The following is a 23,118-nucleotide window of genomic DNA, read 5'->3' as shown; positions in this document are numbered from 1 at the left end:
ATTGGCTTAAAAAGTAGAGCGCGAAATAGCAGTATGGAGAAGACACAAGAATCATGGATTGCTACATCTACTACAAAACTGCCGCAGTGCACGAAGCGCAAGTCATCGCTGCAGTGGCACTACTGCAAAATAAGCTTTTCACGACACTAGGGCTAAAGATGCGCTTACAACGTCGCCCGGAAATTACTGACGACTGCTTAACTTGGATGGAAGTCTACCGCGACATCCCTGCCGATTTTCATGGGCAACTGGCGCCCTTGCTGCACGCAAACCCGCTGCAAGCCTTGCTGCAAGGTGAACGCCATGCTGAATATTTTGAAGATGCCCAACTATGTGTCTGATCGTTTTTGCCTGGAAGCTCATCCCCGCCACGCCCCTCATCGCAGCGAGCAATCGTGATGAGTATTACGAGCGACCATCTGCCGCTGCCGCGGTCTGGGAAAATTCCCCACAGATTTTTGCCGGGCGCGATTTGCGATCCGGCGGCACCTGGATGGGGCTGACAAATGGCAACTCCAGCGATACGAGTCAGCGCAAATTTGCCGCGATCACAAATATCCGGGCACCCTCTGAGACCCGTGCCGAGGCGGCTAGCCGTGGTGAACTGGTGGCCAACTATCTTGGCGGCAATTTATCGGCACGTGCCTATGTAGATACAATTCGGCCCCAGGCACATCTCTATAATGGCTTCAATTTGCTGCTGGCGGATCAAGATGACTTAATCTGGTTTTCGAATCGCAATCAGGACGATGTGCGTAACGGTCAGCCGCTGGCAGCCGGAATTTACGGCCTATCCAACGCCTCTTTGGATACACCCTGGTCTAAAGTAGTGAAAACCAAGGCTGAATTTGCCAGCCTGATTTGCCAGCAAGCGCCAGATCAAGCGTATTTTGAGATGCTATCGAATACCACACCCGCCCCCGATTGCCGCCTGCCCGATACCGGCATTAGCTTAGCAATGGAGCGCCTGCTGTCTGCGGCCTGCATAGAGTCGCCCAACTACGGCACCCGCGTTTCTACTCTGGTAAAAATGCATGCAGAGCAGCCAGCCCAGTTGATAGAAAAATTTCTACGCTAAAATTTAACGCAAAAAAAACGAGCGGCTTTTTAAGGCCGCTCGTTTTTTGAATCTATTTTGATTCTATTTTGAATCTAGCTAAATCGCTTAGCTTAATAAGCGATTTAGCTTAGTTCTTCCAATCGCAATTTGGTCACACTACCAAATACCGAAGACAGCGCTTCGATTTGCGCGATCGCTGCGAGTATATTTTTCTCCTGGGTCTGATGCGTCAGCATCACGATATCGGTACGTTGCTCGCCCTCTGCCGGTTCTTTTTGCAGCATGGCATCGATAGAAATCGAGGACTCCGCCAGAATTTTCGTCACATCCGCTAACACCCCCGCCTTATCCGCCACATGCAAACGCAAGTAATAACTCGTGACAATCTCAGACATAGGCAAGATTACCAGGTCACTTAAAGAATTGGGCTGGAATGCCAGATGCGGCACGCGATGCTCAGGATCTGCCGTTGCCAAACGCGTGATGTCAACCAGATCTGCGATCACAGCCGAAGCCGTCGGCTCAGCACCAGCGCCTTTGCCGTAATACAAAGTGGCACCAACCGCGTCACCTTGCACCAAGACTGCATTCATTGCACCCTCGACGTTGGCGATCAGACGCTTCTCGGGTATCAAGGTTGGATGGACGCGCAACTCCACGCCCTTATCGCTACGCTTGGTGATTCCCAACAGCTTGATGCGATAACCCAATTGCTCGGCATAACGAATATCAATCGCCTCAAGCTTGGTGATCCCTTCCACATGCGCCTTATTAAACTGCATAGGAATGCCGAAGGCGATCGAAGCCATAATCGTCGCCTTGTGCGCGGCATCCACCCCTTCGATATCAAAAGTAGGATCAGCCTCGGCATAGCCCAGTGCCTGCGCGTCTTTCAGTGCGGTGGCGAAATCTATGCCCTTGTCGCGCATTTCGGACAAGATGAAATTGGTGGTGCCATTGATGATGCCAGCGATCCATTCGATACGGTTGGCAGTCAAACCCTCACGCAAGGCCTTGATGATAGGAATACCACCAGCAACGGCTGCCTCAAACGCCACCATCACACCTTTGTCTTGCGCGGCCTTAAAAATCTCATTGCCGTGGGTTGCCAGCAGCGCCTTATTTGCGGTGACCACATGCTTACCGTTGGCAATCGCTTTCAAGACCAAATCTTTGGCGATGCCATAACCGCCTATCAATTCAATCACGATATCGATATCCGGATGATTCACGACCAGATTGGCATCATTGACGATTTCACATTCACCATTGGTCAATTCGCGCGCGCGCTCCACATTGAGGTCTGCCACCATGGTAATTTCAATAGCACGGCCGGCTCTGCGCATAATCTCTTCCTGATTACGCTTTAAAACATTGAATGTGCCGGAACCGACAGTGCCTATACCTAACAGACCTACTTTGATGGGTTTCATATTGTTTTCGCTAAGTGCTGATTAAAATAAATACACGGATAGTAATAAACTTAGGCAAAATTTTCCGCTTAGCCGTGCTGCCAAGCGATTTTACCCAAGTCCTGAGTATAACAAATAGATAGAAAAAAACTAATTGGTGCCGTGACGCTTGCGATAGTTCTCGAGAAAAGTCGCAATCCGGCCGAAAGCTTCAGTAAGATCGTCGGTGTTCGGCAAAAACACCACGCGGAAGTGATCCGGTTTGATCCAGTTAAAGCCACTGCCCTGCACCAGCAAGACCTTTTGCTCGGTCAGTAATTCATGAATAAATTCCTGATCGTCCTCAATCGGATACATTTTCGGATCTAACTTTGGAAACATATACAAGGCCGCTTTGGGCTTGACGCAAGTGACGCCGGGAATCGCCGTCAGCAGCTTATGCGCCAGATCACGCTGCTTAAGTAAGCGTCCGCCAGGTCCAACCAGCTCATTAATACTCTGATGACCGCCTAAGGCAGTCTGAATCGCAAATTGGCCAGGCGCGTTTGAACACAGCCGCATCGATGCCAGCATGTTCAAGCCTTCTATGTAATCCTTAGCATGCTTCTTCTCACCCGACACCACCATCCAACCAGCACGGTAGCCGCAGGATCGGTAATTTTTCGATAGGCCGTTGAGTGTCAGAAATAACACATCGTCCGCTAATGAAGCGATAGAAGTGTGTGTGGCTTCGTCATACAAAGTTTTATCGTAAATCTCGTCCGCGAACACGATTAATTGATGTTGGCGTGCCACATCGACGATCTGTTGCAAAATCTCCACCGGATACAAAGCCCCGGTAGGATTATTCGGATTAATAACGACGATGGCCTTGGTATTGGGGGTGATTTTGCGCTTGATATCTTCGATATCGGGCATCCAGTCTGCGCTTTCATCGCAGACATAATGCACAGGCGTACCGCCCGATAGGCTGACTGCGGCCGTCCACAAAGGGTAATCGGGGGCTGGCACCAAGACCTCATCGCCGTTATTGAGTAAAGCGTTCATGCCCATCACGATCAGTTCAGAAGCACCATTGCCGATGTAAATATCGTCTATGGTCACACCACGGATGAACTTCTCCTGGGTGTAATGCATGATGGATTTGCGCGGTGCAAACATGCCCTTAGAGTCGGTATAGCCGGCCGAATTGTGCATGTTTAAAATCATATCTTGCACGATTTCGTCGGGTGGGCCGAAGTTGAAGACTGCCAAATTACCGATATTGAGTTTGATGATTTTATGGCCTTCGTCTTCCATCTGCTTGGCTTTTTCCATGACTGGACCGCGGATGTCGTAGCAGACGTTGGCAAGTTTTTGGGATTTCTGTATAGGTCGCACTGAGCAATCTTTCAACTATTTCAAAAGCAAGGAGGGACTAGCGAGGCGCAAAATGCTGCACTGCCGAATACACTCATTCTGCCCAATGCTCTCCTTTTTATCAATCCGTTTTGTGAAATTGTCTAATAATATTTGCTTTTGAGTCGCTATTTCCGTCAATCACAAGCTTTCCTACGGAACGCACGGCAGATAGCTAGATGGCACAGCCTAATTTACTGAGGCCAAGCGCAAATAAAAAATAGCAAAACTTTAGCGGCATTTTTGTTCGCTTTCGAGGAAAAACGCTACAATGCCGCAATTCGAATACGCTGTCCGCGTCCTGTTTTTTGTGAAAGATCTCAGAATAGCCCTATGAAGCTACACGCCACCAATACCCAGCACTACCAAACCGTCACAGCCTACGATGCCAGCGGCGTAGAACTGAATGCGCAACGCTACGAGCGCAGTTTAATTGTGCTTCCCGAAACTGCACCCATGCCTTGGGAGGTTGCAGATTTCGAGCAATTGACGGCTGCGCACTTCGAACAAATTGCCGCCACCGCGCCCGATGTCGTGATCTTAGGCACAGGAAATAAACAACGCTTCGTTCATCCAAAACTGATTACGGCGCTGACCTCGCAACACAAGGGCGTCGAGTGCATGGATAACCAGGCGGCCTGCCGCACCTATAACATTTTGATGGCCGAAGGCCGCAAAGTAGCGCTCGCCTTAATTATGGAAGCCGCATGAGAACCAAATCTACGCCAAGCTCAGCCCACCCGTCGCCCTACGACTCGCCCATTTTTTTGGCGGCAGTCGCCCTGGTCTTTCTGTTTATCTGGTTCTACATGTTAGGTGCACGTGCATTGGTGCCCACCGATGAAGGCCGTTATGCAGAAATGGCGCGAGAAATGGTGGCTAGCGGTGACTGGATTACCCAGCGCCTGAACGGCATTAAATATTTTGAGAAGCCCCCGCTACAAAACTGGATGAATGCGCTCAGCTTCGAATTATTTGGTCAGGGTGAATGGCAGGCGCGTCTATGGACTGGTCTATGCGGCTTACTCGGCATCGCCGCCAGCGCTTACACCGGCGCCAAAGTATTTAGCCGACGGGTCGGCATCAGCACCGCACTGGTGTTGGGTTCTAGTTTTTACTGGGCAGGCTTGGGGCACATCAATACTCTGGATATGGGTTTATCCGGCATGATGACCTTAGCTCTGTGCGGCTTACTACTCTCGCAAAGAGCTGATGCTACCAGTACAGAGCAACGCAATGGTATGTTGCTATGCTGGGCAGGCATGGCCTTAGCCACCATGTCCAAGGGTTTGATAGGCTTTGTCTTACCCGGTGCTGTGCTCGTTCTCTACACCATGATCACGCGTGACTGGGCACTTTGGACCCGTCTGCATATGGGCAAAGGTCTGATCTTGTTTTTCGCGATCACCACACCTTGGTTTATTTTGGTCTGGCAAAAAAATCCTGAACACCCACATTTTTTCTTTATTCACGAACATTTTCAACGCTTTACCAGTACGGTGCATAAACGCGGTGGTGCCTGGTATTATTTTTTCCCTCTGCTGGTTTTGGGCATCGTGCCTTGGCTGGGTTTATTGCTGCAGTCGCTGTGGCATGCAGCTCGCAATTTCAGCTTTAGTAAGCAAGCCGGTTTCCAGCCGCAAACCATGCTGCTGATCTGGACCGTGTTCATCTTCTTTTTCTTTAGCATTTCTGGCTCTAAGCTACCTTCTTACATTTTGCCGATATTTCCTTCTATCGCCTTGTTGATCGCCTGCCAGCTAGAAAAAACTTCGACACTCTCACTCAGAATATGCGCAGCATTGTTCGCCGCCATGGGTTTGGCGGGAGTCTTAACGGCCAACAAGATAGGTGAGATTAGTGATATCGCTTATGAGATTCCGCTGTATCAGGCCATGGTGCCATGGACCTTTGCTGCGGCCGGCATTACCCTGGTCGGTGGCATCATCGCTGGCCTACTTGCGAAACAGCGCAAAGACATGAGTGTGATCATCCTGGCGATGGCGGGCTTTGTGGCTGGCCAGGCTTTGTTTCTGGGGCATGACACCTGGGGCCGCTACAATGCAGGTTTGCCGCATGTAGCGGCAATTCAGGCGGAACTTAAGCCGGAAACACCGCTCTACGGAGTGGGTCTGTATGAACAATCGCTGCCGTTTTATCTGGCCCGCACCATGATTTTGGTGGAAGCCAGCGACGAACTCGGTTTTGGATTAGAACAACAACCCGAACTATGGATACCCCAGCGTAGCGATTTCGAACAAAAATGGCGAGCCGATCACTTGGCTGGCAAAGCAGCGATCGCCATCGTTCGTCCGAATGTCTATGAAGAATTAGTTCAGTTACAACTACCGATGCGGGTGATCGCGCAAGATCCAAAACGTATCATTGTGTCCAACCTGCTGAACAAGCCAACGCCACAGTAATATACTAGGAACAGCACTAGCCGCACCGCAGCACTTCCAGATATTGGGGGAGTATGATTAAAAACCTAGGTCATTGCGCAATATCTATGCGGGTGTTTAAATATACTCTACCTCAGTATAATAAGTTCGACGCAACCCCACGCTGGCCGCACGCGCGCCAGCAGCCGGTTGCAGCAAGCAGACCAAGAATAGGATAAGCCATGAGCAATGCACTGCCCTTTTTACCTTTCACCAAACCTAGCGTGGACGAAGCCACCATCGCCGCCGTAGCGGACGTCTTGCGCTCAGGCTGGCTCACTAGCGGCCCCAACGTACAGGCGCTGGAAGCCCAATTATCCGAGTATTTTGGCGGCCGTCCGGTGCGCAGCTTTAACTCCGGCACCTGCACCATGGAAATTGCCTTGCGCATTGCCGGCATAGGCGCAGGCGATGAAGTTATTACGACGCCGAATTCTTGGGTAGCCACCGCCAATGTGATTATCGAAGTCGGTGCGACCCCGGTATTTGTCGACATCGATCCGCGCAGCCACAATATCGACCTCGATAAACTTGAAGCTGCCATCACGCCACGCACCAAGGCCATCATCCCGGTGCACATGTGCGGCCTGCCTTGCGATATGGATAAACTGTACGCACTGGCCGAAAAATACCAACTACGCGTGGTCGAAGACGCGGCACAAGCCATAGGCTCGACCTGGAAAGGCAAACGCATCGGCGCTTTCGGCGATTTCGCCTCGTTCAGTTTTCAAGTCAACAAAAACATCATGACCGGCGAAGGCGGTTGCCTGGTCTTGAACAATGCGGCAGAAGCCAAACTAGCTGAGAAGTATCGCTTACAAGGCGTTAGCCGAACCGGTCTCGATGGTATCGATGTCGATGTACTGGGTGGCAAATACAATATGACCGATATCGCCGCGGCCATAGGTCTGGGTCAGATGAAGCATTTGGCTGAATTTAACGCCAAACGCATGGCACTGGCAAAACACTACTTCAGCCTGTTCGGCGGCGATTTTGAAACGCAGACCGGGGCGGAACTGCCGATCGCTGATTTCGAAAATAGTAACTGGCACATGTTTCACATCGTGCTACCAGAACGCATCAATCGCGCCGAGTTCATGCAGCAGATGATGGATCTCGGCATCGGTCTGGGCTACCATTATCGCGCCATCCATCTGTTTAGTTTTTACCGTGCGCGTGGCTTTACTGATGGCATGTTCCCTATCGCAGAACGCATAGGCAAACAGATCGTTACCCTGCCTTTGTTTCCGGCAATGAACGAAAATGATGTAGCCAGAGTCGTCTCTGCTGTAAAATCCTGCCTTTCTTGAATTTGAGCATAGCTTGATGAAACCAGAACTCACCGTCGTCATCCCGGTATATAACGAACAAGCCGGCCTGGCACAACTGTACGCGCGCCTGTATCCGGCCTTGGACGCCCTAGCCTTGCGTGGCGTTAGCTATGAAGTGGTGTTCGTCAACGACGGTAGTCGCGACAATACCGCACTACTGCTGGCCGACCAATATCGCTTACGCCCGGATGTGACGCGCGTGGTTTTATTTAACGGCAATTACGGCCAGCACATGGCCATTTTGGCGGGCTTCGAAGCGAGTCGTGGTGAGATCGTCGTCACGCTGGACGCCGACTTACAAAATCCGCCGGAAGAAATCGGTGCGCTGGTCGACAAAATGCGCGAAGGCTATGATTATGTAGGCTCGATACGCCGCAAACGTCAGGACTCAGCATGGCGCACCTATGCTTCCAAGATGATGAATCGGATACGCGAAAAAATTACCAGCATCAAGATTACCGATCAAGGCAATATGTTGCGCGCCTATGGTCGCAACGTCATTAACCTGATCAATCAATGTCAGGAAGTGAGCACTTATGTGCCTGCTCTGGCTTACACCTTCGCCCGTAATCCGACTGAAATTATGGTCGAGCATGAAGAGCGTGCCGCGGGCGAATCCAAATATTCGTTCTATAGCCTGATACGTCTGAACTTTGATTTAATGACGGGTTTTTCTATCGTGCCGCTGCAGTTGTTCTCCATGATGGGCATGGTCTTGTCGGCGGCATCTGGTGCCCTGGTGGTCTTCCTGTTGATACGCCGATTTATTCTGGGCGCTGAGGCGGAAGGCCTGTTCACCCTGTTTGCAATTGCCTTCTTCTTAATGGCCGTGATCCTGTTTGGCATAGGCTTACTGGGCGAGTATGTAGGCCGGATTTACCAACAAGTGCGCGGGCGTCCGCGTTTTGTGGTGCAAACCATACTTGAGCTCAACACTAACGAAAGCAACGAGGGCAACAAGGGCATTGCGGCTAAAGCGGGCAAGCAAGTTGAAACTACAGCCGGGACCAACTGAAATGACAACACAAAACCCTAGGGCTGTCGTGTTCGCCTACCACAGCGTTGGTGTGCGTTGCATTAAAACCTTGTTGGCGCGTGGCGTACAGATAGATCTGGTGGTTAGTCATGAAGATAACCCGACCGAGACAATTTGGTTTGAATCGGTCGCTGATCTCTGTAGAGAGCATGGCATTAGCCGCATCACGCCAGAAAATCCGGCAAGCCCAGAGCTCTTCGAGCAAATCAAGGCGCTGGCCCCTGATTTTATTTTCAGTTTTTATTATCGCCACATGTTGCCCACGAATATTTTGGCACTGGCCAAGCGCGGCGCTTACAACTTACACGGTTCTTTGTTGCCGAAATACCGTGGCCGGGTCCCGGTAAATTGGGCAGTCTTGCACGGCGAAACCGAAACCGGTGCAACTCTGCACGAAATGGCTGCCAAGCCCGATGCCGGTGGCATCATCGCCCAAACTGCTGTGCCCATCCTGCCTGACGACACCGCCTTTGAAGTATTTGGCAAACTGACGGTCGCAGCCGAGCAAATCTTATGGTTTGCCCTGCCGTCTCTAATCGATGGCAGCGCCAAGCTGCTCGCCAATGATCTGAGCAAGGGTAGCTATTTTGGCGGCCGCAAAGCGGAAGATGGCCGTATCAACTGGAGTCTGCCGGCGCAGCAAGTGTACAACCTGCACCGAGCTGTAGCTCCACCTTATCCAGGGGCGTTTACCGAGGTGGACGGCAACATTTACGTTATCGGAAAAGCACGATTACTAGCATCGACCACATCTAACAACACCGCAAATTTGCCGCAAGGCTTGTCTGTAGTGGATAATGCTATATTCGGTGGGTGTGGCGATGGCCGTGCTCTCCATATAATTGAACTATTAATGAATGGCAAAGTGGTTACAGCCTCAAGCCTACAGCAACAACTGGCCGCCCAATAATTCGCTGATTAGCTCAGCAGCAGCATTTTTAAATAAAGAAATTATCATGAAAAAAGTCCTTATCCTCGGCGTGAACGGTTTTATCGGTCACCATCTGTCCAAGCGCATTCTGGAAACTACAGACTGGCACGTCTACGGCATGGACATGCAAACAGATAGACTCGGCGACTTGCTCAGTCACGAGCGCATGCACTTTTTTGAAGGCGATATCACCATCAATAAAGAATGGGTCGAGTATCACGTCAAGAAATGTGATGTCATCCTGCCTTTGGTCGCCATCGCTACGCCATCAACTTATGTAAAACAGCCTTTGCGCGTATTTGAGCTCGATTTTGAAGCCAATCTGCCTATCGTTCGCTCCGCGGCCAAATACGGCAAGCATCTGGTGTTCCCATCGACCTCAGAAGTGTATGGCATGTGCCATGACGAAGAGTTCGATCCTGAGCAATCTGAACTCATTTGCGGTCCTATCAATAAACCACGCTGGATTTATTCCTGCGCCAAGCAATTGATGGATAGAGTGATCTGGGGCTATGGCATGGAAGGTTTGAACTTCACCCTGTTCCGTCCATTTAACTGGATCGGTGCTGGTTTGGATTCCATCCACACACCAAAAGAAGGTAGCTCACGCGTAGTGACTCAGTTCTTCGGCCACATCGTGCGCGGTGAAAACATTTCCTTAGTCGATGGCGGCGCGCAAAAACGTGCTTTCACTTACATCGACGACGGTATCGATGCCTTGATGCGGATTATCGACAACAAGAATGGCGTCGCCAGCGGCAAGATCTACAACATCGGCAATCCCGTGAATAACCACTCGATTCGCGATCTGGCACACATGATGCTGACCCTGGCTGCAGAATACCCGGAATACGCAGAGACCGCGAAAAAAGTCGAATTGATAGAAACCACTTCCGGTGCTTACTATGGCACTGGCTATCAAGACGTACAAAATCGTGTGCCGAAAATCACCAATACCTGCGAAGAACTCGGTTGGGCACCGACCACCACGATGGCCGACAGCATGCGCAATATTTTCGACGCCTACCGCGGTCAGGTAGCCGAAGCTCGCGCCCTCATGGATTAAGTCAGGACTGCATGCCTACTATTGTTTTAAAGATCGATGTCGACACTTACCGTGGCACTCGCGAAGGCGTACCTAATCTGGTACGCCTGTTAAAGCACCATCACGCTGGTGCCACCTTCTTGTTTTCTCTGGGTAAAGATCATACCGGCTGGGCCTTGCGGCGCGCTTTTCGACCTGGTTTTTTCCAAAAAGTATCGCGCACCTCGGTGGTCGAACACTATGGCGTCAAAACGCTGATGTACGGCGTTTTTTTACCCGCACCCGATATAGGCAAAGACTGCGTAGAAGAAATGCGTGCAGTACGCAGGGCTGGCTTTGAATGTGGCATACACACCTGGGACCATGTGGTCTGGCAAGACAATGTCAGAAAACGCGGCGAAAGCTGGACTCAGCAACAAATGCAACAGGCGTATTCACGCTTTCAAGAAATTTTCGGCACTGTCCCCAAGACCCACGGCGCGGCTGGCTGGCAAATGAATGAACACGCCTTCAGCCAGCTGGCCAGCTTTGGCATGAAATACGCCTCAGATGGTCGCGCCATGCTCAATGATAACGGCTCTCTCGCCAATCCAGCGGCTGGACCGTATCGCCTGCAAATCGATGGCAAGGTGTCGTCCTGTATACAAATGCCGACCACGCTACCAACCTTAGATGAGTTACTAGGGCGCGAGATTGATGGCACTGTCATCAACGAGTCAAATATTGCAGCTAACATCCTTAAGTTGACGGCCGAACCAAGAAATCATGTATTTACCCTGCATGCTGAACTTGAAGGGCAAAAACTTGCCCCCATATTCGATCAGTTGCTCAGGGGATGGCAAGAACAGGGCTACCAGTGCATCTCGATGGCGGATTATTACACCAGTCTGCAAGATCAGGCGCTACCAGAACATCCTTTAAGTTGGGCAGAGTTACCTGGCCGCTCAGGGGAATTGGTTGCACTACACGCCTAAGCTGACGGTCGTGCTGAGCAAAGCTTTATCGCGGCATGACCTGTTAATCCATACAACAGCATTTAAATAAACGCAACAGATCAGGAGATCACTTTGGCCGAAAGCCCATCTGCACTCAATTGCTTGGTTCCAGATTTCTCTGCTGTCATGACTGGCGAGCAGCCATTTCAGTTAAGCCAATATAGCGGTAAGACTGTACTGTTTTATTTCTACCCGAAAGACAATACTCCGGGTTGCACCACAGAGAGCATCGCATTCCGCGATCTTTATCCGCAATTTCAAGCTGCCAATACCTGCATTTTTGGGATTAGCCGCGACAGTCTGCGTTCACATATAGGCTTTAAGGCCAAACTCGACCTGCCTTTTGAACTCATCTCTGACCCCGATGAAACTCTGTGTACGCTATTTAACGTCATGAAACTCAAGAACATGTACGGTAAACAAGCACGCGGCATAGAACGTAGTACATTTATCATTGACGGCAATGGTAAATTAGTGAAAGAATGGCGTGGAGTAAAGGTTGCCGGACACGTCGATGAAGTGTTGGAATTTGTGAGTACACACGCATAATTGAAATCCTTATTTTTACCTGCCGAAGCCGTTGCTGGAGATGATACAAAAATCTTCCACAGCGGCTTTTTCGCTTTTAACAGCACCACCAGACCAAATCTTCGCATCGATTTGCCAAGTTTAAGTTCTCACACTTTTTATAAGAGGTTCTGATGCCCCTGCCAAAAATGCCGACTAAACCAGCGGCTCTGCTGTCCCCAAAAGACTATCCAAAAGCAGAAAACAAAACCCCGATAAAAGCCAGCCAAGCAGCAACAAAACCGGCTGTCACCAAAACACCAACTAGCAGCACCCGAGCGCCTGCGGCTACACAGAAAGCGATCCCTAGCGTCGCACCAGTTTCTCGTCCGGTCGCGCCACCAGCTCCAGCTTCTGCTCCAAGTAAGGCGAAGCTCGAAGCTAGCAAAGCCACACCGAAGGCGCTGAGCCCGGCCACAGCCAAAGCACATGTTAATCCAGTGAAATCCGTGGCTAGTCGTGCCGCAGATAAGTCTGGCATTACCAAATTATTCGTACTCGACACCAATGTCTTGATGCACGACCCATCATCCCTGTTCCGCTTTGAAGAGCACGATGTCTACTTGCCTATGATCACCTTGGAAGAATTAGACGATCATAAAAAAGGCATGACAGAAGTGGCGCGCAACGCCCGTCAAATCTCACGCTCGCTCGACGCCTTGGTGGGAGATATCGACCATCACGACATAGACAAGGGTGCACTACTGTCTAAACTCGGGAATAAAGACGCCAAAGGACGCTTGTTTTTTCAAACCAAGTTGCAAGGCGGTAGTTTGCCAGCAGGCTTGCCTCAGGGTAAGGCCGACAATCAGATACTAGGCGTAGTCCGAGCCCTGGAAACTGAGTTCCCGGGGCGCCCTATCGTATTGGTATCGAAAGATATCAATATGCGTATCAAGGCGCGTGCCTTAGGCTTGCCAGCGGAAGATTACTTCAACGATCATGTACTGGAAGATTCTGATCTGCTCTACACCGGCATCGTGCAATTGCCAGAAGACTTCTGGAATAAGCATGGCAAAGGTATAGAGTCTTGGCAAGAAAGTAAAAATGGTACTAGCACTACCTACTACCGTATCACTGGCCCGGTCATCCCTTCGCTGTTGGTAAATCAATTTGTCTATCTGGAGCCAAAGAACGGTGAAGCTTCGTTCTACGGACAAGTACGCCAGATCATGGGTAAGACAGCGGTATTGCAAACGCTACGCGATTACGGTCATCCTAAACACAGCGTATGGGGTGTCACTTCACGCAATCGTGAGCAAAACTTTGCGCTCAATTTGTTGATGGATCCAGAGTGCGATTTCGTCACTTTACTTGGTCAGGCCGGCACCGGTAAAACCTTGCTGGCGTTGGCTGCAGGCCTGGCACAGGTACTGGAGACAAAAACCTACAATGAAATCATTGTTACCCGCGTGACGGTGCCTGTCGGTGAAGATATCGGCTTCTTACCAGGCACCGAAGAAGAGAAAATGTCACCGTGGATGGGGGCGTTTGATGACAATCTCGAAGTATTGAATAAGTCTGACAATGATGCCGGTGACTGGGGCCGTGCTGCCACCCAAGACCTGATACGTTCCAAGATCAAGATCAAATCGCTCAACTTCATGCGCGGCCGCACTTTCGTGAATAAGTTTTTAATTATTGATGAAGCGCAGAATTTGACCCCGAAACAAGTCAAGACTCTGGTCACCCGCGCCGGCCCTGGTACCAAGATCATCTGCCTGGGAAATATCGCTCAGATTGATACCCCTTACCTGACTGAAGGCTCCAGTGGTTTAACCTATGTAGTGGATCGTTTTAAAGGCTGGGCGCATAGTGGTCACGTCACTCTGGCGCGTGGTGAGCGTTCACGACTGGCAGATCACGCTAGCGAAATTTTGTAAAAGCAACAGACAGATTCAAAATCCAAGATCCCAGTTTCAACAAAAAACGGTGCCCCTCACAAGGCACCGTTTTTTTATTCTAGTGACATCACTATCATCTGGCCAGCGTACGCAAATAAAAAAACAGCTAGCTGAACTTACCAATCGGAAACAATCAATCAAAAAGAAAAAATACTTTCATTTATATTTCACGTTTCAGAGATTTTCAATCAGAATATCACTTGACTCGATGTCACTCGTATTGCCAGCAAGGGATAGTAGAAAACAGCTAGTCCATGTTAAAAAAACAGAAAATATCATTATTCATCGCTAAGCCAAACTTAGACTTAAAAAATGAACTCCCCCTCACCAATTGGAAGAGATGCCATGCATAAATATGTAATTCGCAGTCTATTCACAGTCGCGATGACGCTACCGCTCGCGATCTCGCTAAGCTTGCCGCAAGTAGCGAGCGCCGCAGACACAGAAGAATATCGCTGGAACCTAAAAGATCTGTATGCCAGCGACTTAGAATTTGATAAGGATGTCGCTAAATTGCAAACTCAGATCAAAGAAATTTCTGGCTGCAGCGGTCATTTGGGCGATTCACTGGCGCGCTTCAAGACATGCATGGATTTGAACGCGGATATGCTTAAGCGCTATGCGCGTATCGCCAGCTATGCCTCGCAGACTCATGACCAGGACACCGGCGCAACGGCTGGACTAGATTTAAATCAACGCTCAGATATCCTCGGTAGCCAACTTGAAGAAGCCACCTCCTTCGCGCGCCCAGAAATTTTGAAGATGGGTGAAAAGAAAGTTAAAGCCTATCTCGCCAAAGACAAGACACTGTCTATCTATGCCCACGGCTTAGAGGACATTCTACGTAGCGCCAGCCATACCCTCGACAAAAAGGGCGAGGAGCTGATCGCCACTTTCGGCATGGCCACCAACACTGCCAGCGCAGTGTATAGCACTTTATCCAATTCAGATATGCCTTGGCCCAAGGTCAAACTGTCCGACGGTCAGGAAGTGGTGATTGATCAATCCGCCTACACCAAGTATCGCTCATCGAGCAACCGACAAGATCGCAAATTGATATTCGATGCCTTCTGGGGTAAGTGGAAAGAATTTGAGCGCAGCTACGGTGTGACTTTTTATGAGATGCTTAAAAAAGACGCGGTCTATGCCAAGGTCAGAAATTATCCAGACTCACTGACGCAAGCCCTGGACGGCAATAAGCTGCCACGCGCCGTCTACGATACCTTGATAGAGCAAACCCAAGCCAATCTGCCGACGCTGCACCGTTACTTTAGTTTGCGCGCCAAGATGCTGGGAATCAAGGATATGGGTTACCACGATATGTATCCGGCCTTGGTCAGCAGTAATCTGAAATTCTCGATTGCCGAGGGCAATCAACTAATGCTGGCCTCGGTTAAACCCCTGGGTGAAGACTACGTCAAGGCCATGACCAAAGCCACCACCGAGCGCTGGATTGACGTCTATCCAAGGCCAAAGAAACGCTCCGGTGCGTATATGAATGGCGCCGCTTACGATGTCCATCCTTATCTGTTGATGAACTTTAACGATGACTATGAATCAGTCTCGACCCTTGCGCACGAATGGGGTCATGCCATGCATTCTTATTTATCGAATAAAACCCAAGCGTTTGTGACTGCCGATTATCCGACCTTCACGGCCGAAATCGCCTCCACCACCAACGAGGTTTTCTTGCTCGACCACATGCTCAAGATCGCCAAATCGGACGATGAGCGTTTATTGTATTTGGGTTCGGCATTAGAAAATCTACGCGGTACTTTCTTCCGCCAGGCCATGTTTGCGGACTTTGAACGCACAGTACATGCCAAGGTCGACAAGGGCGAATCGGTAACAGGTGAAGCGCTGACCAAGATCTACGGTGACATCTTAAAACGCTATCACGGCGACAAAGATGGCGTGATGAAAATCGATGACCTGTACGCCACAGAATGGGCCTTCATTCCACATTTCTACAACCGTTTTTACGTATTCCAGTATGCCACCTCAATCGCAGCAGGCTCTATGTTTGCCGACGAAATTCTCAAGGGAAAACCTGGCGCCAAAGACAAATATCTGCACATTTTGAAAGCCGGCGGATCAGCTTACCCGTATGAACTGGTCAAATCAGCTGGGGTCGACATGGCCACTGCAGCGCCCTACCAGGCGGTATTTGTGCGTATGAATAAAATCATGGATGAAATAGAAGCGATACAAAAAAAACGCCAATAAGCCATTCCAATAAAAGACGATTTCAAATCATCTTCTAGGGACAAAGGAGCGTAGCTAAACAAAATAGCTGCGCTCTTTTTTTGTGCCACGCAAAACCAACACGGCTCCTACGAAAGCGAAATCCAGTATCGCCCCCCCATAAAACGAGAAAATGCAAAACAAGCTTGATCCTCATCAAAAGGAAAAATTGAACACCGGAGTAAAGTGGCAAAAAACACTAGAAAGAGACGATCATGCCGGCACGTATCAGCACTCCCATTTCCATTCTTATCATTCAGGAAGAGCACCAGCACCTCGCCAGCATCATGGAGCGCATGCTGAGTTTTGTGCGCAGTCTGCAAGAAGTTAATTCAAATGTGGATCTGAGTGTATTTCGCGCCATGCTTTACTACATAGGCCAATATCCAGAACGGGTTCACCACCCCAAAGAAGATCAGTATTTGTTTGCAAAAATTAAGGATAGAACCCATCAACTCGATGTCGAGCTCGATACCTTGACGGAGCAACATGCCAAAGGCGAATTACTCGCGCACCGCCTGCTGGACGCCTTGCACGCCTATGAATTCGGTGGGATTGATGCCCTGCCGCACTTTCGCACTCTGGTCGAGCAATACGCACATTTTTATTTCGCCCATATGCGCATGGAAGAAGAGCGCATACTGCCAGTGGCGCTGCAGGTACTGAATGACGCGGATTGGAACATCATAGACACGGCCTTTCTTGAGAACCGAAAAATGATGGACGATGAAGGCCAGCGCTATCATTACGACCAATTGTACTCACGCATCATGGGCGCGACACCAGGACCGCAATAAGTGTTGAATAAAAGTGCTCGAATAAAGTGCCGGGATAAATGAGAGACTAGCCGGTACGCGTTTATTTTTTTTGACGCAATACTGAAAGCGTTGCAACCCGCTTGAGTAGCTCTCTATCGTTCCAGGGTTTTTTAAAAATACCAAACAAACCCTGGTAATCATGTACCCGTGCCTGCAACTCATCATGCCCGGTGATGGCGATGATAGGGATGTCTTCGGTGTCCATGCTCCCCTGCACTGCGGCGATTAATTCCAGCCCGTTCATATTCGGCATTTCCAGATCGGTAAGTAACACCGAGAAAAACTCTAGATTGAGCTTTTCCATCGCTTCCAGGCCATCTTTGGCAAGCCCCACGCGATAACCTGCGTTTTCCAAGAGCTTCGCCAATTTGGCTCTGGCCACGGCCGAGTCATCCACCACCAAGATCGCCACGCGTTGATCAAGCGCGGCAAGCCCTGCCGTATCGATGCCCTTAGTTTGAGCAGATTCAGGGGCGAGTAAGTCTAAGGCTTCAGAATTTTTTGAGCGCCCGATAAAAAATATAAACAGCGCCGCGCCCAGCAGTATGCAAAGTGAAATGGCAAACAGATATAGACTCAAAAATTCTTGAATCTGCACGCCTAAATTAGTCAGAAAAGAGAGATTTGTATTCATTCCCGCTGTTTCAAAGTTTCTCTCGCTTAAACACGCAGAGCGTGCTGCTGCAGAGCTACAAAAAATGACGCATCGCCAGTTGAGCAGGCCGAAGTGTCATTGCAGAGTCTAGCTTAAATGCTAAGCGCAGCCATGTCCAACTATCACGTCGTCTCGGTAACACTCTGTTGCAAAATTGTTTAGTGCTAGTGCACTAAGCTCGCCTAGCCATTGTTACACTTGCTAGATAATTCTAACAATGGCATGCCCGCTCGCGCAGTATCCATGCGCCTTTCCAGCCTATCTGCCCTGAAAGGCGCATGGATACTGCGTACTGGCGCTATGCCTTTTTCGTTTTAAGAGTAAATGAGCTGCCCAGTGTAAGAGCAACAAGGGCAAGGAGTATTTTTTTAAGACGTCGCTGATACAGACATATTCAGGTAAACTAGGGATGCTGCTGTGCAATACTTAAGTGAATATTTATATGGCAACTTCATGCAAGCTAGCCATATGCTTATTTACCTGATTGTTACATGCTATTACATGCTATTACATGCTATTACATGCTATTACATGCTATTACATGCAAAAAACACCCGCATTATTTACCCGATTTGGTCTTAGTACTTGAAATTGAGCAGGCATCAGCGATGCAGCTATTTCCCGACCAACCGCCGATCGCATCAGGAGTAAAACGATGATTAAAATTGCCGTCGTTTCGTATAACAACGAAACCCCAACAGCCCCACTAGCAGCCGTGTTTGGCGCAGAAGCAAAAACCCTAGGTCGCAGTGAGGATAATTTTTTAGTCCTGCCCGACGCTACGCACAATGTGTCGCGCGCGCAAGCTAAAGTCTGGAGCGATGCTGGCAAGCACTGCTTAATTAATTTAAGTCAGGCCAATCCTATCTTCATCAACGGCCAGGAGATACAAGCTGAGCGCGAATACTCGATCCAAGTCGATGATCAAATACAGATAGGTCTATACCAGTTGCGCGTAGAAGCAGACATCGCCACCCCTGAGCTGGCTAGCGCCACCGTCAGGCCGACTGCAGCGACTACGACATCGGCAGTTGAACAAAATGTAGTTAGCGAAACGCCAGCTAGCGCCGTTACTGCAGTCAGCAGTGCCACGCCAGAAGTAGAAAAAACAGCCGACGCTAGCGAACTCTTGCAAGCTTTTTTAAAAGGTGCAGGCTTGCCAGGCTTAAACCTGAATGCTGGACTTACCCCAGAACTGATGGAAACGCTGGGGAAACTGGTTGCCACCTCAGTTCAGGGAACCATGGATTTAATTTCCCAAAGAGCACTGGTAAAACGTGAAGTGAATGCTGACGTGACGCTGGTGGTCTTAAGAAAAAATAATCCGCTTAAATTTTTCCCGGATAGCCAGACCGTCTTGACGCAGATGTTACGCAAAAAAATGCCTGGCTTTATGGCACCAGATGAAGCCATGGAAGACTCTTTCCTCGACTTGCGCGCGCATCAATTTGCGGTGGTCGCCGGCATGAAGGCGGCGATGGACGCGTTATTAAAGAAGATACAACCATCTAGCTTCGAGAAGCGTCTGAACCCACCTAGCCTGCTCGATCAGCTCAATCCGGCGCGTCGTAAAGCCGCCATGTGGGAGCATTTTTCTCAATTATTCGACAGCCTGAGTTTGGAAGCCAAGGACGAATTTCAATCTCTGTTCGGCAAAGATTTTCTCATTGCCTATGAAAAAGAAATTGAGCGTGTCAAGCACACGCAATATGTTCAGCAGCGCCAGCCAACACTCTAAAAGTCCACGTTAGCATGTTTTTAGACACGGCACAGCTTAGCGCGATAGGCGATAGAAGCTCCAATCAGGATGCGCTGGCGCAGGCCTGCGAAGATGGGCTCAGCTGTTTCGTGTTGGCCGACGGCACCGGCGGACACGCTGGCGGCGAAGTCGCTGCAGCAGTCGTAACCAGCGCCATCCTGGAGAAATTCTTACTGGAAGCCTCATTTAGCACACGGGCCTTAGGCTCTTATGTCGCATGGGCAAGTGCTGAAGTCGCGCTAAAAAAACACGCGGATGCCAGATACAGCGACATGAGCACCACCGTCGCCTGTGTCTTGATCGACCAAAGCAACCGCTGCGCCTTGTGCGCACATTTAGGCGACACCAGGATTTACATGTTCCGCCTGGCCAAGATCATCAGCATCTCGAAAGATCACAGCATGGCACAGCGTTTAGTCGATGCTGGCTACGCCAACTATGCACAGATCCGACGCCACCCACAACGCAGCCAACTATTCGCAGCGATCGGTGCTGAAGGCGACAGTGCGCCAGAAGTAAGCCCAGCACCTATCGCACTGCTAGATGGCGATGCCTTCCTGCTTTGTAGCGATGGTTTCTGGGAATGGATCAGTGAGGCAGAAATGGAGCAGAGTTTGAGCACTGCCACTAGCAGTGAGGACTGGCTCAATGCCATGCATAGCATCGCTGAGAAAAACAATGCGGCACAAAATGGCCGACGGGATAATTTTTCAGCGTTTACAATTTGCGTGCACGATGACATAGCCAGTAGCTAATTTGGCGAGCATGCGACATCCGAATATCGAAAATCCCCTTTCTAGCTCGAGTACCACTTGAAAACAGAAGAAACACTTAGTTCCAGCTCAGCACCAGTCGCAGAGATCGGGAATGAAAATAGTCTCGCAATCGGTACCAGGCTGTCCGACTTTGAAATCACCGGCGTGCTGGGTGAAGGCGGCTTCGGCATTGTCTATCTGGCTTTTGATCACTCCCTGCAGCGCACCGTTGCCATCAAGGAATATATTCCAGGCACACTGGCTGGACGCGCCCGCGATGCCAGCGTAGCCGTGCGTGCCGAGCGCCACCGAACAACTTTTGACGCGGGGCTGAAAAGCTTCATTAACGAAGCGCGTTTGCTGGCGCAGTTCGACCACCCAGCCCTGGTTAAGGTGTATCGTTTTTGGGAAGAAAATAAGACCGCCTATATGGCGATGCGTTACTACGAGGGGCATACCCTCAAAGAGATCATCAGCAAGCGTCCCGAATTGGTCAATGAAGCCTGGATGAAATTTATTTTCAAACAAATTCTCGATGCCCTAGAGACGCTCTATCTGTCGAAGATTTTGCACAGAGATATTTCGCCTGACAACATCATAGTCCAAAAAAACGGTGACGCAGTATTACTCGACTTTGGCTCCGCCCGCAAAATTATCGGTGACCTGACACAAGGACTCACCGTGATCTTAAAACCAGGTTTCGCCCCGATCGAGCAATACGCTGACGATGGCTCCTTGCAGCAAGGCCCCTGGACTGACATTTACGCGCTAGCAGCGGTGATGTACTTTACCCTACTCAAAGCGCCGCCTCCTATGTCCATCGTGCGCGTCGTCAAGGACTCTTTATTGCCGCTACAGGTAGAAAACCACCCAGGTTTTACTAAAAAATTTCTGATGGCGATAGACATGGGGCTGGCGATACAGCCAGAAGACCGCCCCCAAAGCGTGGACGAATTTCGCCGTTTGCTAGGGATTACCGCCTTCGACTCGGCGCGCAATGCCAGCAACAGCAAAGCCACCCGCAGTATCCGTCACGCTGAAGTCACACTGGATGAAGAAGCGAGCGTGAGCCCTATGCCAGAGGCGCTGCCAGCGGCTAAGACTTGGCCAGCTAACAAAAAGTCTATACCAGTAGCGGCTACCCTTATTCTGTTGCTGATACTTGGCTCCGCCTATTTTTTACGCGGTCAGAATAAAGCGACGCCCCTGTTGAGTGAGGCCGGCACCGAGACATCTGCGGCCGCCAGAGGTGAGATAAAACTCGCCATCAAACCCTGGGGTATGGTTTATGTCGATGGTGAACAAAGTGGAGTTAGTCCGCCACTCAAAAAACTGAGTCTGAGCGATGGTAAACATCAAATACGCATTAGCAATCCCGGCTTTCCTGATTTCAGCACAGAGCTAGAAGTCGGCAAGGATAAGCGGGCTATCATAGAACATGAATTCACTTCGAAATAAATCTATCCTGAGATGAAATACTTTTACTTCAGTCGCCTTGCAAAGACCTGCATTTTTGCCTTAGCCAGTGTATTGCTGCTAGGCTGCGACACAGCTCCAAAATCCACCGCAACAAAAACACCGGCAAAAGCCAAAGAGAGCAAAACCGCTACTAGCTCATCGGAAACGACCGCACCTGTAAGCGCCACAGCTAATCCGACTAGTGCCTCGGCCGCTGCGAGTACCGTCACCGCAAGTAATAGCGCGGCCGATGCTCAAGCACTTAAAGACGGAGTGCTTTTGTACAATAACGGTGATTACAATGGCGCTATAAAATTACTGGGATCACCAGCGATTGTGACTAGCAAGAATAAGGCAATCAAGCTAGATGCCCTGAAGTATTCGGCATTTAGTTATTGTGTCACGGCCAAAGCACAACTATGCCGTCAACAATTTGATAGAGCATTTAAACTAGATCCAAACTTTAAGCTCAGTACTGCAGAAATTGGCCATCCAATCTGGGGCCCAGAGTTTTCACGATCCAAAACCGCGCAAACAAAATAGACTTTCATTGCAAAGCAAAAATTGTGGCCTTTGAAGCACATCCGCTTGCTCCGCTTACAATCTTTGGCGCTCCAAACTTCTTGAACTTAGACGTATTTAATCAAAGCGAGCAAGGCCAATACTGTGATGGCAATGCCGAATAATATAGGCCGAGATAAAGTGCGCCGTTCACGCTTACTCGTTAAGCCGCCTTCTTTCTGGGTAGTTTCTTTCGGGATTAAGGCCAACAAGGGAACCGCATCTAGTTTGAGCAATTTTGCATAGGCCCGAAAAAAACCACGAGTCGTTGCAAGTCCAGGCAAGGCCGCATAATCGTCCGCTTCTATTGCCCTAATTTGGCGCGCCGCCAAATTAAGCTGTGCGGCGATCGCCTCTACAGTCAAACCCATTGCGGTACGTGCCTCCATCAACTGCAACCCAGGAGGCAGGGCTTTTTTTTCAATATCAGCCTGACCTAACTTAGAAGAAATCGGTTCGCCTAAACGCGAACCAATTAAATCAGTGTAGGCCGTGGAAGCAGCTACTTCCGGGACAATTGTGTCGTTCAAACCAGTCTCACCCATCAAAAACCTCTCTTGCAAAATTCAATTCCGCAACTTTAAACTTCAATGCACACCAGGCGCAACATGCGCGACCAAGCAGCAGCGTGTTTACTAGGCCTAGTTTTCCTAATTTACCCATGCTGTCGACGACCCCATGCGCCACCCTTTTTATCCTGTGACAGTCAGAACTAGGCTTTTTACTGTTGCATTCATAGACAACTGAT

Annotated in this window: 21 protein-coding genes; 17 read left to right on the top strand and 4 right to left on the bottom strand. The window is 49.8% G+C overall.

What is annotated here, in order from left to right:
• The first annotated feature begins 53 nt into the window (after positions 1–53).
• Both EJN92_RS17400 and EJN92_RS17395 read left to right on the top strand, forming a co-directional pair.
• Positions 54–341, top strand: a complete 288-nt coding sequence (locus EJN92_RS17400; protein ID WP_126128975.1) for a DUF4936 family protein — start codon at positions 54–56, stop codon at positions 339–341.
• The gene (locus EJN92_RS17395; protein WP_126128974.1) at positions 332–1,078 is read left to right on the top strand and encodes an NRDE family protein; all 747 of its coding nucleotides are present in this window, start codon (positions 332–334) and stop codon (positions 1,076–1,078) included. Before EJN92_RS17400 ends, EJN92_RS17395 begins: the two co-directional genes overlap by 10 nt.
• A 104-nt stretch (positions 1,079–1,182) precedes the next feature.
• Here the strand turns inward: EJN92_RS17395 and EJN92_RS17390 are convergent, their stop codons facing one another.
• Both EJN92_RS17390 and EJN92_RS17385 read right to left on the bottom strand, forming a co-directional pair.
• Positions 1,183–2,493, bottom strand: coding sequence for a homoserine dehydrogenase (locus tag EJN92_RS17390; RefSeq protein ID WP_126128973.1), 1,311 nt, complete (start codon positions 2,491–2,493; stop codon positions 1,183–1,185).
• 129 nt (positions 2,494–2,622) lie between these two features.
• A complete protein-coding gene (locus EJN92_RS17385; protein WP_126128972.1) occupies positions 2,623–3,852 on the bottom strand; it encodes a pyridoxal phosphate-dependent aminotransferase in 1,230 nt (409 codons plus the stop codon).
• Between the two features lie 351 nt (positions 3,853–4,203).
• Between EJN92_RS17385 and EJN92_RS17380 the strand changes: the two genes are divergently transcribed.
• From EJN92_RS17380 to EJN92_RS17330, 11 genes are all read left to right on the top strand, one after another.
• Positions 4,204–4,581: an Mth938-like domain-containing protein gene (locus EJN92_RS17380; protein WP_126128971.1), complete on the top strand. Its 378-nt coding sequence runs from the start codon at positions 4,204–4,206 to the stop codon at positions 4,579–4,581.
• Complete coding sequence (locus tag EJN92_RS17375) at positions 4,578–6,293, top strand: glycosyltransferase family 39 protein (RefSeq protein WP_126128970.1); 1,716 nt, start codon at positions 4,578–4,580, stop codon at positions 6,291–6,293. The genes EJN92_RS17380 and EJN92_RS17375 overlap by 4 nt, the downstream gene beginning before the upstream one ends.
• 200 nt (positions 6,294–6,493) lie before the next feature.
• Complete coding sequence (locus EJN92_RS17370; protein ID WP_126128969.1) at positions 6,494–7,621, top strand: DegT/DnrJ/EryC1/StrS family aminotransferase; 1,128 nt, start codon at positions 6,494–6,496, stop codon at positions 7,619–7,621.
• Between the two features lie 16 nt (positions 7,622–7,637).
• Positions 7,638–8,657: a glycosyltransferase gene (locus EJN92_RS17365; RefSeq protein ID WP_126128968.1), complete on the top strand. Its 1,020-nt coding sequence runs from the start codon at positions 7,638–7,640 to the stop codon at positions 8,655–8,657.
• A 1-nt stretch (position 8,658) separates the two neighbouring features.
• Complete coding sequence (locus tag EJN92_RS17360) at positions 8,659–9,588, top strand: formyltransferase (RefSeq protein WP_126128967.1); 930 nt, start codon at positions 8,659–8,661, stop codon at positions 9,586–9,588.
• 46 nt (positions 9,589–9,634) lie between these two features.
• Positions 9,635–10,675: a bifunctional UDP-4-keto-pentose/UDP-xylose synthase gene (locus tag EJN92_RS17355; RefSeq protein WP_126128966.1), complete on the top strand. Its 1,041-nt coding sequence runs from the start codon at positions 9,635–9,637 to the stop codon at positions 10,673–10,675.
• An 11-nt stretch (positions 10,676–10,686) separates the two neighbouring features.
• Entirely contained in the window at positions 10,687–11,628 is a 942-nt protein-coding gene (locus tag EJN92_RS17350) for a polysaccharide deacetylase family protein (RefSeq protein ID WP_126128965.1), read from the top strand.
• A 93-nt stretch (positions 11,629–11,721) separates the two neighbouring features.
• Entirely contained in the window at positions 11,722–12,198 is a 477-nt protein-coding gene (locus EJN92_RS17345) for a peroxiredoxin (RefSeq protein ID WP_126128964.1), read from the top strand.
• Between the two features lie 152 nt (positions 12,199–12,350).
• On the top strand, positions 12,351–14,099 hold the full coding sequence (locus tag EJN92_RS17340; protein ID WP_126128963.1) for a PhoH family protein: 1,749 nt from the start codon (positions 12,351–12,353) through the stop codon (positions 14,097–14,099).
• 366 nt (positions 14,100–14,465) lie between these two features.
• A complete protein-coding gene (gene pepF, locus EJN92_RS17335) occupies positions 14,466–16,346 on the top strand; it encodes an oligoendopeptidase F (protein ID WP_227869593.1) in 1,881 nt (626 codons plus the stop codon).
• 233 nt (positions 16,347–16,579) lie between these two features.
• A complete protein-coding gene (locus EJN92_RS17330; RefSeq protein ID WP_126128962.1) occupies positions 16,580–17,161 on the top strand; it encodes a hemerythrin domain-containing protein in 582 nt (193 codons plus the stop codon).
• 61 nt (positions 17,162–17,222) lie between these two features.
• Here the strand turns inward: EJN92_RS17330 and EJN92_RS17325 are convergent, their stop codons facing one another.
• Positions 17,223–17,816, bottom strand: a complete 594-nt coding sequence (locus EJN92_RS17325) for a response regulator (protein WP_126128961.1) — start codon at positions 17,814–17,816, stop codon at positions 17,223–17,225.
• Between the two features lie 676 nt (positions 17,817–18,492).
• Between EJN92_RS17325 and tagH the strand changes: the two genes are divergently transcribed.
• Genes tagH through EJN92_RS17305 form a run of 4 tightly spaced genes read left to right on the top strand, consistent with a single transcriptional unit; the run spans position 18,493 to position 22,352 of the window.
• Entirely contained in the window at positions 18,493–19,575 is a 1,083-nt protein-coding gene (tagH, locus tag EJN92_RS17320) for a type VI secretion system-associated FHA domain protein TagH (protein ID WP_126128960.1), read from the top strand.
• Positions 19,576–19,589: 14 nt separating this feature from the next.
• The gene (locus EJN92_RS17315) at positions 19,590–20,351 is read left to right on the top strand and encodes a PP2C family protein-serine/threonine phosphatase (RefSeq protein ID WP_126128959.1); all 762 of its coding nucleotides are present in this window, start codon (positions 19,590–19,592) and stop codon (positions 20,349–20,351) included.
• Positions 20,352–20,408: 57 nt separating this feature from the next.
• A complete protein-coding gene (locus EJN92_RS17310; RefSeq protein WP_126128958.1) occupies positions 20,409–21,809 on the top strand; it encodes a serine/threonine-protein kinase in 1,401 nt (466 codons plus the stop codon).
• Between the two features lie 12 nt (positions 21,810–21,821).
• Positions 21,822–22,352 (top strand): TssQ family T6SS-associated lipoprotein, encoded by a 531-nt coding sequence (locus EJN92_RS17305; RefSeq protein ID WP_126128957.1) that lies wholly within the window; start codon positions 21,822–21,824, stop codon positions 22,350–22,352.
• A gap of 86 nt (positions 22,353–22,438) precedes the next feature.
• On the opposite strand, the gene EJN92_RS22105 is transcribed toward EJN92_RS17305, so the two are convergent.
• Positions 22,439–22,900 (bottom strand): helix-turn-helix domain-containing protein, encoded by a 462-nt coding sequence (locus EJN92_RS22105; protein WP_322348665.1) that lies wholly within the window; start codon positions 22,898–22,900, stop codon positions 22,439–22,441.
• Between the last annotated feature and the right edge of the window lie 218 nt (positions 22,901–23,118).

The organism is Undibacterium parvum (genome assembly GCF_003955735.1).
Taxonomy (GTDB): domain Bacteria; phylum Pseudomonadota; class Gammaproteobacteria; order Burkholderiales; family Burkholderiaceae_D; genus Undibacterium; species Undibacterium parvum.
The sequence above is the reverse complement of the archived record's forward strand: the minus strand, read 5'-3'. Positions and strand labels throughout refer to the sequence as shown.